Below are 13,666 nucleotides of genomic sequence, written 5' to 3'. Positions count from 1 at the left end.
AACAAAATAAATCATTACGTCACTGAATCTAAGGTCTGAATGGACAGGATTTATCCATCTTTTAATAGTTTTTTGATGCTGTCCTCATTCTTGTAAGAAGAATGCACTTTTATTAAGCCTTGATTGATTGAATGTTTACATGCTTTTCTTATATTTCCAGTTGCAAGGCTCGCAGCTGGTGCATTTTCAATAGCCTTTAAATAGACCCATTGGCTTGAATGTTCTTTCATACTTAATGTTCGAGCAACACTGGTCGACATAAGTAATATATCAATCAACTCTTTGTCACTAATAGCAGTATAAGCACGTGGTAAAAATGGGTAATCAGCAATTCCGACTCTTACTATTCTCATCATCTCTTGCTCAGATTCAAATTCTTTCACCCATTCCTGTATTTTATTAAATATCTGTTCAGGATCTTTATTATCTTCTCCTTGTGGCTCGATGTAGAGAAGGTTGGCGTCAGAGAAGTGATAGATTCGAGCAGGAGCGACAACTTTTGATTTTAGGAACTCACCAAACGAAGCCTCTAACTTTAGGCCATCTTCATATCCATGCTGCAAGTACATGTTTCTTAAAAATGGAAGATCAATGAGCACGAACTTTAGACGATCATTTAAAGGTTCATTAATCAATTCACCCAGTTGCCACTGTTCAAATTGATGACGGCTATGCGCGAGAGACGTAGGTAACTTATCATTTAGCATGCGTAAGTTGGGTAGCGTTGAACGAGAATGGGTAAACAGTGCGTCATTAAGTGCGGTATTGTCTAAGTTCAGGCGCTGAATCACGTAGCCACGACGAAGCAGAACAATGAATACCAATACACCGAGAGCAAACAAAGCCCAAGAAATACGACGTGATTTGATAAATTTGTCGTGAGTCTCTTTGAGTTCCTCTTTCTGACCAGCAAGGTGCAAAGTTTGCTCTACAAACTCTTTTTGCTGACGAAAGGCTTCTTCGTTGATCAGGTTTAGAGACTGCTGCTGAATACGAGATAATGAATTGAACTGTTTTAGATTCTCTAGCGCTTTAGCTAAATTCCCTTTCTGTTCGAAACCTAAATAAAGTAGTTGGTAGGCTTGTGTTTGAATACTGAGATCTTTTAACTCAATACCTAACTCAAGTGCTTCATTGGCGTAAGCGTATACTAAGACGGGCTCTTTCTTGTGATGGGCCAGACCTGCATTTAATAACAATGCTTCTGCCTTTAGGCTTGGAATATTCGCGTATTCCAACAAGTTCTCTGCTCTGTTTAAATACTGTTCGGTGAGTGAAAAGTTATAAAGCTGAAGATATGTTGCCGCCAAAGACAAACGTATATCAATGACGTTTTCAATCTTGTTGATCTTACGTTCATGATCGATAACGTTGAAGTAATGGACAAGTGCTAAGTTATATTTTGACTGCTGGAAGTAAATATCGCCCATTTGTTTAAGGACATCAGCAAGTACGATTGAACTTTGATAATTATCGTAAAAATCAGCAGCCTGAGATAGGTGTCGAAGAGCGATATCAAAGACTTTTCTCTCATAGAAAAGCTGAGCTAGCAGTCGATTAACTGCCGCCAATTGACCACTTGAGTTATCTTCGATGGCTTGCCAGTACCCTATTAGCAACTGTGAGAGCGCGCGGTTATAGAGTTTATGATTTAGATAGTGCTGGCCAACAGCAATGTGATAATTGATATAGGTAGATTTGGATTTTAATGAGTCAACGTAAGGCTTTACTTTAGCAAAGTATTGATTGGCTAACTCTATATGTCCATCGTATGAGGCGACTTCCGCTTTTAGCATGAAGATTTTATAGTAGATAACACGGGCAAATTGGTCAGCGTGCTTAATTGCACTGTACTTCAGTTGTATATCTTCAATATCTTGATTTGTTTGTTGAGAGTTACGCGTTTGAAGCCACGATAGGCGGCTATTTAGGATCTTAATGCTTAACTTCAAATAGTGGAGACGATACTGAGTCGCTAGTTGCTCTGCTTCGGCTAAACGCACATTTGCAGCGGTGATATTACCGAGGTTGTATTCCGCCTGAGCAAGAATTGTTAATGCGTCAATGGTGCTTGTTGGGGTACGAACCGTACTGTCACTTTCATCACGATTCATTGCCGACGGACTTTCATTTTGATCTGTCATAAGCTTACGCTGAGTGAGGTAATTGAGCGTAAGCGCTTTTGACTGCGCTGGCACTATGCCTAATAAATTATTTGCTTCATTCAGTGTGGCAGAAGAGTAAACACTCGCATTGACGAAAGTTGAAAACAAACAAACCATTAAGCATAGAACTCGCTTCCAGCGCATTGATAGCATCCTAAGTAATTCCTTATTGACGAGCCATTCGTTTATTATGAGCAGGCTTCGCATTTTCCGATGAGCGATATGGATTAATATCTAAGCCGCCGCGGCGAGTATAACGAGCGTATACCGTCAGCTTGGTTGGCTGACAATATTTCATGATGTCAGTATAGATACGTTCAACGCACTGTTCGTGAAACTCATTATGCTCACGAAAAGAGACGATGTATCGTAACAGAGCTTCACGATTAATTTTTTGACCTTGATATTGAATCTCTACACTGCCCCAATCTGGTTGGTTGGTAATTAAGCAGTTAGACTTCAATAAATGGCTGTGTAGCGTTTCATCGACAACTTCTTCGCTGATTGAATTCTCTAGCAGTGTCTCATCAAAATCGTAACTATTGATTTCAATCTCTTGGTTATCAATACAATCACCTTGCATGGAGACAATCGGTTGGTCTGTGTAATCGGTAACAGGGTAAATATTCAATGCCACTGACTCACCCGCACAGGCCGAAAGGTCTGTACGTAATCGTTCAGAAACTTCTTCCCAGTTACTGAATTTAGTTTGATTGTAGCTATTGAGATAAAGCTTAAAAGACTTAGATTCGATAAGGTTAGCACTGGTTGCTGGGATTGCTATTTCACCCACCGCGACCTGTGGCAGACCATTACTATTTAGCCAAGACAATTCGTACATAGTCCAAATATCGCAGCCTAAAAAAGGAAGGCTATCACCAAGGTTCAAATCATCTCGATTCAAACTACGTGGCACTGGCTGAAGTAGGCTTGCATCATATTGATTGGTGTATTGCGTCTTTTGGCCTAATGTCAGCCCTGCAAGCTCTTTGGCATCAGAATATTTGCTCATACTTTGTCTTAAATTAGATTAGAATGGCGAGAATTTTACGCAATCCCTAGCGAACTGTCATTAAATGAAATAGCACTTCGCAGGCTTTCCTTACCGATATTTTGGAGATATTCATGACTTCTCGTACCTCTCAAGAGCTTTTCACATTTAGCCAAAGGTATTTAGATGCATATCAATTAGCACATAACTCGCTTCCTAAAAATGAAGACCTAGTTGAGTTAGTGTCGCCATGTGTAGAAGAAAAGCAGAAAGATAGCGTGCTATGGAAAGCGTATCCACGTGAAAAATATGCCGATTTCACTAATGTTGAGAATGGGATTGAGCTGACATTACATGATGATATTAAAGCATTCTATGGAGCTCAATATAGCGCAGATATGAATGCTAAATGGGAAGGTAATGAATTAACACTGCTGCAGGTTTGGAGTGATGATGATTTTGTGCTTCTACAAGAGAATATCCTCGGTCACTTGGTTACGCAGCGACGATTGAAATTGAAACCAACGGTATTTATTGCAGCAACTGACGCTGAGCTAGATGTTATTTCTATCTGTAATTTGTCTGGTAATGTACTTTTAGAGCGGCTTGGTACCGATAAGCGAGATGTATTGGCGCAAGATCTTCAAGAGTTTCTAACTAACTTAGAGCCTGCTGTTTAGCCAATATTCGAGAAGAAGAACATGTACGTAGTTGAACTGCAATTTGAGTGTTTTGATAACACAACCGTTAGTGCTGTTGATAAAGCCATTAATGGTTTAATGGATGCATTAAGGTATAACGGCCAAGCGCTTGGCCGTGAATTTCCAATAGTGATGGGCGAGGGCGAGTTTTTTGTCCGTGTTGTTTGCCCAGAGCAAGATAGCTTACACCCAAAGCATCACTCCGATTTTGTTAAAGTCTGTTTTGACCGCTTATCTGAAGCGAGTTTGCTAGCTCCTAAAATGCGATTACTTGGAAGAGACTTAAACTCTGAAGAGACTGCGGAAGAAGAGACGCCTAGTTGGCAGATCCTTTACACCACTTTTGTTCATACTTGCTCTCCGCTCCGTAGTGGCGAAACCTTATTGCCAATTCCGCTCTATCGTAATCCGCCTACGTTTAATGGCGATCATAAAGCGCTGATCAAGTGGCAAACTGAGTGGCAAGCGTGTGATGAAATTCAAATGGCGGGGAGCTGCAAAGCTGAATACGCGACACAGAAAGAGATTTGTGATGTGGATAGTTTGCTGTTTCGTCGTGGCTGGGATCTAAGAGGCCGAATTGAGTTTCTAACCAAAGTACCTACCTACTATTACCAATACCGTGTTGGTGGTAAAAGCTTGGCGGATGAAAAACAGCGTAAGTGTCCTAAGTGTGGTGGTGAGTGGTTACTCGAAGAACCTGCACACGACATGTTCCACTTTAAGTGCGATGACTGTCGTATTGTATCTAACATCTCGTGGGATCAGATTAAAACGTACCATTCGTAACTGTCTTTAATTATGGATAGCCTTTGTAAAATAAGGCTTCGTGTAGAAAGAAAAAAGCCGATATTTTCTCACTATAGCTAGTGGACAATATCGGCTTTTTTAATGGTTCAAGTTGTTATGACATTACGGCATAACTTTACTTCAAGAAGCTAAGGGCTGATTACCAACCTTTAACCACACCACCTTGGAAGATTTCAGAAGCAGCATTGTAAACTTCTTCAGTTTGGTACGCTTTAACGAAGTTCTGTACGTTTTCAGCATCAAGATTGTCTTCACGAGAAACGATTAGGTTTACGTATGGAGAGTCTTTGTCTTCAACGAAGATACCATCGTTTTGTGGTGTTAGGTTGATAGAGCTTGCGTAAGTCGTGTTGATGATAGACAGAGCAACGTCATCTAGAGAGCGAGGAAGTTGCGCAGCATCTAGTTCAACAATCGTGATGTTCTTAGGGTTTGTTACGATATCGCGAACCGTTGCTAGTAGACCAGCGCCTTCGCGTAGAGTAATTAGACCTTGTTGCTCAAGAAGAAGCAGTGAACGACCTAGGTTTGTTGGATCGTTTGGAACGGCAATGCGAGCGCCATCTTCGATTTGGTCAACAGAGTCGACTTCTTTTGAGTAACCCGCGATTGGGTATACGAATGTGTTGCCTGCGATTGTGATTTTGTAACCACGGTCAATCACTTGTTGATCAAGGTATGGCTTATGTTGGAATGCGTTAAGATCGATAGAACCATCGTCTAGTGCTGCATTTGGAGTAACATAATCTGTGAAAGTGACTAGCTCAACATCTAGGCCGTATTGCTCTTTAGCAATTTTTGCTGCAACTTCAGCAACTTGTGCTTCAGCGCCAGCCATAACACCAACTTTGATTTTGCTGCTGTCTTCAGCTTTGTCGCCGCAACCGGCTAGAACAAGTGCAGACGCTGCTGCTGCGATGGTTAGTAAACCTTTAAGGCTAAATTTCATGATTATCTCCTTTATCAAAAAATGAATATTGTGTAATTAGCTGCTTTTAAATAGCGAGCTTTTTTAACTTTTTATCTGTGGTAAATAACTTTAGTTCGTTATTAGCGGTTTTATCAGTAATTAGCCGCTTTAACGGTGATCGACACGACGAACAATAGCGTCACCAATCGATTGAATAATTTGTACCAGTACAATTAGCATAACGACCGTTACACCCATGATGACCACATCATAGCGGTGGAAACCGTATCGAATAGCAACATCACCTAAGCCGCCTCCGCCAACAGTGCCCGCCATTGCTGAGTAGCTCACTAATGTCACCAACGTAATCGTTACAGCGTTGATGATAGTAGGCAGAGCTTCAGGCAGTAGTACTTTAGTAATAATTTGTGTTGGTGTTGCGCCCATTGATTGCGCTGCTTCAACAAGACCTGTCGGTACTTCCAATAGAGCCCCTTCAATCAAGCGAGCAACAAATGGAATTGCGCCAATCGTTAGTGGAACAATTGCAGCAGTCGTTCCGATGAATGTACCCACTAACAGTTTAGTTACAGGAATAATCGCGACCATCAGAACTAAGAAAGGGACTGAGCGACCTATATTAACAATAGCGCCTAGTACTGCATTGAATTTGGTGTTCTCTAGTAAGCCGCCTTTTTTGGTTGTGTGTAGAATCACACCAAGCGGGATACCAACGCCAAAACCGACGATACCTGCAACGCCAACCATGTAGATTGTTTCCCATGTAGCACCTAGTAACAGGTCTCCATTTAGGCTAAGCCAATCCATCAAACTGTTAAAGGACATAACCAAGTACCTCTACTTTTACTTTGTGCTCACGCAAAAATTCAATTGCGGCATTATCGTCTTGTTCATTACCAAAAAGCTCTGCGACCATCATGCCGAACTTAACGCCGCCAGCGTAATCCAAATCTGAGCTGAGAATGCTCACATCGATATTAAACTTACGAGCTATTTGCGATACTAACGGAGCATCAACTGTTTCACCGGTAAACTCTAAACGTACTAATGGGTAGCTACCCTCAACACGTGTCTCTTGTAGGCGAACTTGGTAATCTTCCGGAATAGTCAGGTCTAGCGTCGAGCGAATGAATTCGTGTGCTAGCTCTGTCTTAGGGTGAGCGAAAATCTCACCAACAGTGCCTTTTTCAACCAACTCACCATCACCAATAATCGCTACTTCGTGACAGATGCCTTTCACCACATCCATCTCGTGCGTAATAAGCAAGATAGTAATGCTAAGTTTGCTGTTGATTTCACGCAGTAGCTCTAAAATAGATTGAGTCGTTGCAGGGTCGAGCGCACTTGTTGCCTCGTCACACAGTAGAACCTTCGGGTCAGATGCTAATGCTCGGGCAATAGCAACACGCTGCTTCTGACCACCGCTTAGGTTAGCCGGGTAGGTGTCACGCTTATCTGATAAGCCAACAAGCTTTAACAGTTCAGAAATCTTCCCCTCGATGTGCTCTTTGCTTTTACCTGCTAACTCTAAAGGTAAAGCGATGTTGTCGAATACGGTACGTGACGAGAGCAAGTTAAAGTGTTGGAAGATCATACCGATATTACGGCGAGCTTCACTTAGTTCTGATTTGCTTAGCTTGGTTAAGTCCACGCCATCGACAACGATAGAGCCAGTGGTTGGCGCTGACAGCATGTTCACACAGCGAATCAGGGTGCTTTTCCCTGCACCTGATGAGCCAATCACACCAAAAATGGTGCCTTGCTTGATGTGAAGGTTGATGTCTTTTACCGCCACAATTTCTTTTGTGCCTTGGTAAAAAATCTTGTTTACTTGATTTATCTCAATCATTTTCTTTCCTGTGCAGGGACAACAGAATAATATTTTGAACTGTATCTCATTTAGTAGAGGATGCTATGGTGTTCGCTTATTTGTGTCAATAGATATTTTTACGTCTAGACGTCTAAACGTTCGTTTGTGCTAGTATCAAAAGTAATTAGATAGTGATGAAAGAAATAAAGCGTGCGATAATTCCTGACAATATTAAGTAAATTGAGTATGAATTTTGGCCAAACCAGCAGTGTTTTTAGACCGAGATGGCGTGATTAACGTTGACCATGGTTATGTCCATGACGAACATTCCTTTGAATTTGTTGAAGGCGTGTTTGAAGCGACTAAGCAACTTCAGGATATGGGGTATATGCTTGTATTAGTCACCAACCAGTCAGGTATTGCACGTGGCATGTTTGATGAAGATCGTTTTTTGTCACTAACTCAGTGGATGGATTGGAACTTTGTTGATCATGGTGTTGATTTTGATGGTTTTTATTATTGCCCTCACCACCCTGAACATGGTGTTGGTAAGTATAAAGAAGAGTGTGAATGCCGAAAGCCAAAACCGGGCATGTTTATTTCAGCACGTGATTTTCTCAAAATCGACATGACTAAATCAGTCATGGTTGGCGATAAAGCTGAAGACATGATGGCCGCAGAGACGGCAGGTGTTGGTACTAAAATTTTGGTTCGTACGGGTAAACCAGTAACGGACAAAGGTGAATCGTTAGCGACCACTGTACTCGATAGCATAAGAGATGTTCCTGCCTATCTATCGAATTAAGAGGTCGCCTAGCGGCCTTTTTTATTTGTTGTACATATGAGGACGAATAAAAAAGTTAAGATGAGATAAAATTAGGAGGTCATTATGCAGAAACGATTGTTGATCCTAATAGCATGTGTTCTTAGTTTACTTGGCTGCTCTCAATCCTCTTCTGTTGATGGGATGAAAGTAAATGAGAGTTTATTCCACACCTATAACTGTGAGTCAGATAAAAGCTTCGACGTTGCGTATATTCCAGATAGTGAAATTGCGGTGTTGCGTGTTGCTGAGAAAGAGTATGCACTTATCCAGATTCGTTCAGGATCGGGTACTCGATATATTCTTAACGATGGGACAGCCGAGGTTGAAAACCCTGTAACGTTGCGCACAAAAGGCGAAGAAGCTCGCTTAGAGCTCAACCAGCACGTTTACAAAAACTGTAAAACACAATAAATTAATAGTAATTAGTCTGTTGAGTACATAACTGAAGCACAGCCTTTGATGTACGCAGTCGGTTAGGTTACTTCATAATGTTGGCAATCTTATGGTTTGCCGATAGTCACTCCTTTTGATGAAATTCCCCGAGAAGTATGAGCAAAAAACTCACGATTCATGACATCGCAAAGCTTTCTGGCGTTGGTAAATCTACCGTATCACGCGTGTTGACGAACGATCCAAAAGTAAAACCAGCCACACGCGCAAAGGTTGAACAAGTCATCCAAGAGTCTGGCTATATTCCGTCTAAATCTGCGCAATCAATGCGCGGAGGAAGTCAGAAAGTCGTTGGCGTGATTATCTCTCGTTTGGACTCTCCTTCAGAGAATAAAGCCGTGGGAAGCATGCTAAATACGCTGTATGCCGCAGGTTATGATGCCGTGATCATGGAGAGCCAGTTTGACAGGCTCAAAACGAATGAGCACCTTGATGTCTTGAAAAAACGTAATGTGGATGGTGTGATTGTTTTTGGTTTTACTGATTTGGACACTGAAAAGCTAGAGTTGTGGCAGGGGAAGTCAGTTGTCATTGCGATGGATACTGAAGTTACGTCATCTATTAATTATGATAATCATGGCGTTATACACCATGCATTGCAGTATTTATCGGATCTCAACTTACAAGAGATCGCCTTTATTGGTGTTGATCCTAGCGATAAAACTACAGGTAAGCTGCGTTTAGATTCTTATCTTTCTTGGTGTCACTCCCAGCAAGTTACTCCCGTCTATCAAACTGGGCAACTTCATCACGAAAGTGCTTATCAATTGGTGGAGAAGGTGCTGACCAACTCGACCCAAGCTATTGTGTGCGCTAGTGATACGCTCGCGCTTGGGGTGATTAAAAAGCTGCAAGAACTTGGTCGTGAAGATATTGCAGTAACTGGAGTCGGAGGCAATGAGCTACTCTCTTTTCTTTTCCCTAAGGTGCACAGTATTGATCCGGGTTATACTCTCGCAGGACAACAAGCCGCTAAGTTATTGATCTCCCATGTAAATGGCAATTCTGAGCTGGTTCATATTACCCAGAGCCCGATCATTTCTTAAGTCACTAATTTATATTTGAATTAAAATTATACTGTGATCATACTCAATTAATGGGACTGTTCCCATTTTGATTTGTGATGGAGTCTGTCAGTATGCTTACCAAGTAATGGGAATGTTCCCATTGTAGGGTGAAACATTGAAAAGACTCGAGTGAGACTCCAATAGGGTGGACAAGGATATGAGCAAGATAGCGAGACAAGACGTTGCGCGTCTTATAGAACTAGTTGGTGGCAGCGATAACATCGCCAGTGTTAGCCACTGCTTAACACGACTTCGTTTTGTGCTGAACGACACTGACAAAGCAGATGAGAAAGCACTAGAATCATTAAGTGTGGTTAAAGGCTGCTTTACCAACGCGGGTCAGTTTCAAGTGGTTATTGGTACTGAAGTCGATGAGGTTTATGCCATCCTGATTGAGCTTTCAGGTAAATCAGAATCAACTAAAGATGATTCAAAGCTTGCTGCTCGCCAGAACATGAACATCCTAGAGCGCGGGATCTCTCACCTAGCTGAAATCTTTGTTCCACTATTGCCAGCCATCATTACTGGTGGTCTTATTCTTGGTTTCCGAAATGTGATTGGCGACATTAAGATGTTTGACGGCCAGTCGCTGACAGAGATTAGTCAATTTTGGGCAACAGTGCACTCCTTCTTATGGCTAATTGGCGAAGCGATTTTCTTCTTCCTACCTGTTGGTGTTTGTTGGGCGACAGTAAAAAAACTTGGTGGTACGCCAATTCTAGGTATTACCTTAGGTGTGACCTTAGTTTCACCTCAATTGATGAATGCCTATTTAATCGGCAAAGAGGTGCCAGAAGTTTGGGACTTCGGCCTATTTGTGATTGAGAAAGTTGGATATCAGGCTCAGGTTATTCCAGCCATGCTAGCGGGTGTCGCTTTGGCGTTCATTGAAACAAATCTTAAACGTATTGTACCGTCGTATCTGTACCTCGTCGTTGTTCCGTTTGTTTCGATTATTGTTTCGGTTGTTCTTGCCCATGCATTGATCGGCCCATTTGGACGTGTTCTAGGTAATGGCGTTGCGTTTGCCGCCAAAGTAGCAATGACGGGTGACTTTGCTGTGATTGGCTCAATGATCTTTGCATTCCTCTACGCACCACTTGTCATTACAGGTATTCACCACACAACCAATGCGGTTGATTTGCAGTTAATGCAAGAGCTTGGTGGCACTCCTATTTGGCCATTGATTGCGTTATCAAATATCGCTCAGGCTTCTGCTGTAGTGGGTATCATCATTATCAGTAAAAAACATGGAGAGCGCGATATTTCAGTGCCTGCAGCTATTTCAGCCTATTTAGGTGTAACAGAGCCAGCGATGTACGGTATTAACTTGAAGTATAAGTTTCCAATGCTGAGCGCAATGGTGGGCAGTGCACTGGCTGCGGCGATTTGTGGTAGTGCAGGAGTTATGGCAAATGGTATCGGAGTAGGTGGTCTACCGGGGATCTTGTCGATTCAACCGCAGTACTGGGGTATCTACTCAATTGCGATGTTAGTTGCGATTCTTGTTCCTGCAGCTTTGACTCTGTTCTTTTACAAGCGAGCGCAGCTTAAAGGTGAACTTGAGCCAGTCAGTGCTTAATCGATAGTTCTTGGTAGCAATTTAGTTTGTAGTAATTCAATTTGGAGTGGCGTTTTGTCACTCCCTCTCAATTTTTCTTTGGTAAGTGAGCTTGTTGATGACAATGATAAACGTGGATAAAAACTGGTGGAAGAAGGCAACTATTTATCAAATCTACCCAAAAAGCTTTTGTGATAGTGGGAATAAAGGCACTGGAGATATCCAAGGGATTATCTCTAAATTAGATTACCTGAAACTACTTGGTATTGACGCTATCTGGCTTACGCCTATCTACGAATCACCCATGATTGATAATGGTTACGATATTGCTGATTATTACAGAGTAAATCCTGATTTCGGCACGATGGATGATTTTGATGAATTACTAAAGCAAACCAAACAACGCAATATTCGTATTATTATGGATATCGTTGTTAACCACACGTCTACTGCTCATCATTGGTTTCAGTCTGCGTTAGGCGATGCAAGCAGCCCATACCGTGATTACTATATTTGGAAGGACCCGATCAACGGTGATATTCCTAATAACTGGCAATCGAAATTCGGTGGTAATGCTTGGGAACTAGATACAAAAACCAATCAGTATTACCTACATTTGTTTGCTAAAGAACAGGCGGATCTCAATTGGGAAAACCCCAAGGTTCGTGAAGAAGTAAAACAGGTGATCAGTTTTTGGGCTGAGAAGGGCGTTGATGGTTTCCGTTTAGATGTAATCAATCTAATCTCAAAGCAGCAAGATTACGCGAGCGATGACATTGGTGACGGTCGCCGTTTCTATACTGATGGCCCGCGGGTACATGAGTATCTACAAGAGATCAGTGAAGCGGTATTTAACAAATATGGCAGTGTCACAGTGGGTGAGATGTCATCAACTACACTAGACCACTGTCAGCAGTACTCTTCAAGTGATGGTAAAGAGCTTTCAATGGTGTTTAATTTTCATCATCTAAAAGCGGATTACAAAAATGGTGAGAAGTGGACCAACGCGCCATTTGATTTCTTGCAGCTAAAACAAATATTTAATCATTGGCAGGTAGGGTTAAATGGTAAAGGGTGGGGAGCACTCTTTTGGTGTAATCACGATCAGCCTCGGGTTGTTAGCCGTCTAGGTAACGATACCCAATATCGCGTAGAATCCGCTAAAATGCTCGCAGCTTCCGTTCACATGATGCAGGGGACACCGTACATATATCAAGGTGAAGAGATCGGAATGACCAATCCTGGTTATACGGAGATATCTCAGTATCGAGATGTCGAAAGTACCAATATGTACGACATCATGGTTAACCAACAAGGTGTGAGTCACGAAGAGATGATGGCTATTTTGGCGAAAAAATCTCGTGATAACTCTCGAACACCTATGCAATGGGATAGTTCGGAGTTTTCTGGGTTTTCGAAAGGAACGCCGTGGCTTGACGTTGCTGAAAGTTATACTGAAATTAATGCTAATCAAGCAGTAGATGATCCCAACTCCGTGTTCTATTTCTATCAAAAACTGATTCAACTGCGTAAAGAGATCGACGTTATTACTACGGGCAACTATCTTGATCTGTTGCCAGAGCATGACGCTATATTTGCTTATCAAAGGAAAAGTGAGACTCAGACGCTGATCTGTTTGAATAACTACTATGGGGCTGAAGTTGAGTGCGTTCTGCCTGATGAAGTTGATGCTAAAAAGGCGCGTTACTTACTTGGTAATTACCAAAATATTGAAGGGCAGGTAGTGTCTCGCCATCAGGTGTTAAAGCCTTATGAAACCAAGATTATCTTAATTGAGTCATAGTACGTTGGTTAAAACCCCCTAACTAGGTGCTTTCAAGTGGTTCAATTTTTAGACCTCGCTCTGTCGAGGTCTTTTTTACATCTGATAACTTTTAACGGAATAAGTGCCTTTTGATGTCTTTTAAAACCAAAGGCACTGGGGTTAGGGTATTCCAAATGCAAAAAGCCAGCTCAATGAGCTGGCTTTCGATTCTTATTAAAGAATATGGTGGGGGGGGACGGATTCGAACCATCGAAGGCGGAGCCGGCAGATTTACAGTCTGCTCCCTTTGGCCACTCGGGAACCCCCCCAGGGGTTTTATGCTTTCACAAGCAAAACTYAGAATGTTTTCCCAACACGTTTTCTAAGTTGTTCTCACCGCTAATTAAAGCGTCGAGAGTTRTATGGTGGGGGGGGACGGATTCGAACCATCGAAGGCGGAGCCGGCAGATTTACAGTCTGCTCCCTTTGGCCACTCGGGAACCCCCCCAGGGGGCACTTTTATCACCTTCCTAAGAAGATAAACCTAAGTGATGTTTTCCCAACGCGTCACTCAAGTGCGGAGCGCATC

The 13,666-nt window shown here is 42.2% G+C and carries 12 protein-coding genes and 2 tRNA genes; 7 read left to right on the top strand and 7 right to left on the bottom strand.

The window, feature by feature from the left end; translation table 11 throughout:
- Nucleotides 1-50: 50 nt before the first annotated feature.
- Nucleotides 51-2,309: a tetratricopeptide repeat protein gene (locus tag L4C54_RS05125; RefSeq protein ID WP_428803565.1), complete on the bottom strand. Its 2,259-nt coding sequence runs from the start codon at nt 2,307-2,309 to the stop codon at nt 51-53.
- A gap of 22 nt (nt 2,310-2,331) precedes the next feature.
- The gene (queF, locus tag L4C54_RS05120; RefSeq protein ID WP_428803564.1) at nt 2,332-3,177 is read right to left on the bottom strand and encodes an NADPH-dependent 7-cyano-7-deazaguanine reductase QueF; all 846 of its coding nucleotides are present in this window, start codon (nt 3,175-3,177) and stop codon (nt 2,332-2,334) included.
- A 113-nt stretch (nt 3,178-3,290) separates the two neighbouring features.
- Between queF and syd the strand changes: the two genes are divergently transcribed.
- Nucleotides 3,291-3,836, top strand: a complete 546-nt coding sequence (syd, locus tag L4C54_RS05115) for a SecY-interacting protein (RefSeq protein ID WP_428807313.1) — start codon at nt 3,291-3,293, stop codon at nt 3,834-3,836.
- Nucleotides 3,837-3,857: 21 nt separating this feature from the next.
- A complete protein-coding gene (locus L4C54_RS05110) occupies nt 3,858-4,646 on the top strand; it encodes a Zn-ribbon-containing protein (RefSeq protein ID WP_428803562.1) in 789 nt (262 codons plus the stop codon).
- 160 nt (nt 4,647-4,806) lie between these two features.
- Here L4C54_RS05110 and L4C54_RS05105 read toward each other — a convergent pair whose 3' ends face one another.
- The 3 genes from L4C54_RS05105 to metN form a co-directional block, all read right to left on the bottom strand.
- On the bottom strand, nt 4,807-5,616 hold the full coding sequence (locus tag L4C54_RS05105) for a MetQ/NlpA family lipoprotein (protein ID WP_428803561.1): 810 nt from the start codon (nt 5,614-5,616) through the stop codon (nt 4,807-4,809).
- A 129-nt stretch (nt 5,617-5,745) separates the two neighbouring features.
- Nucleotides 5,746-6,423: a methionine ABC transporter permease gene (locus L4C54_RS05100; RefSeq protein WP_428803560.1), complete on the bottom strand. Its 678-nt coding sequence runs from the start codon at nt 6,421-6,423 to the stop codon at nt 5,746-5,748.
- Nucleotides 6,413-7,447, bottom strand: a complete 1,035-nt coding sequence (gene metN / locus L4C54_RS05095; RefSeq protein WP_428807312.1) for a methionine ABC transporter ATP-binding protein MetN — start codon at nt 7,445-7,447, stop codon at nt 6,413-6,415. Before metN ends, L4C54_RS05100 begins: the two co-directional genes overlap by 11 nt.
- 214 nt (nt 7,448-7,661) lie before the next feature.
- On the opposite strand from metN, the gene gmhB reads away from it, so the two are divergent.
- The 5 genes from gmhB (at nt 7,662) to treC (ending at nt 13,116) form a co-directional block, all read left to right on the top strand.
- Complete coding sequence (gene gmhB, locus L4C54_RS05090; protein WP_428807311.1) at nt 7,662-8,213, top strand: D-glycero-beta-D-manno-heptose 1,7-bisphosphate 7-phosphatase; 552 nt, start codon at nt 7,662-7,664, stop codon at nt 8,211-8,213.
- Nucleotides 8,214-8,297: 84 nt separating this feature from the next.
- Nucleotides 8,298-8,645: an MliC family protein gene (locus L4C54_RS05085; protein WP_428803557.1), complete on the top strand. Its 348-nt coding sequence runs from the start codon at nt 8,298-8,300 to the stop codon at nt 8,643-8,645.
- 137 nt (nt 8,646-8,782) lie between these two features.
- Complete coding sequence (treR, locus tag L4C54_RS05080) at nt 8,783-9,730, top strand: trehalose operon repressor TreR (protein ID WP_428807310.1); 948 nt, start codon at nt 8,783-8,785, stop codon at nt 9,728-9,730.
- Between the two features lie 178 nt (nt 9,731-9,908).
- Nucleotides 9,909-11,333 (top strand): PTS trehalose transporter subunit IIBC, encoded by a 1,425-nt coding sequence (gene treB, locus L4C54_RS05075; RefSeq protein WP_428807309.1) that lies wholly within the window; start codon nt 9,909-9,911, stop codon nt 11,331-11,333.
- Between the two features lie 97 nt (nt 11,334-11,430).
- On the top strand, nt 11,431-13,116 hold the full coding sequence (gene treC / locus L4C54_RS05070; protein ID WP_428807308.1) for an alpha,alpha-phosphotrehalase: 1,686 nt from the start codon (nt 11,431-11,433) through the stop codon (nt 13,114-13,116).
- 205 nt (nt 13,117-13,321) lie between these two features.
- On the opposite strand, the gene L4C54_RS05065 is transcribed toward treC, so the two are convergent.
- Nucleotides 13,322-13,406: transfer RNA gene (locus L4C54_RS05065), tRNA-Tyr, on the bottom strand.
- A 94-nt stretch (nt 13,407-13,500) separates the two neighbouring features.
- Nucleotides 13,501-13,585, bottom strand: a tRNA-Tyr gene (locus L4C54_RS05060).
- Nucleotides 13,586-13,666: the final 81 nt, after the last annotated feature.

Origin of the sequence: Vibrio lamellibrachiae, assembly GCF_050337265.1 — a bacterium.
In the GTDB taxonomy this organism is placed as follows: Bacteria; Pseudomonadota; Gammaproteobacteria; order Enterobacterales; family Vibrionaceae; genus Vibrio; species Vibrio kyushuensis.
This window is presented reverse-complemented; position numbering and strand designations above follow the sequence as displayed.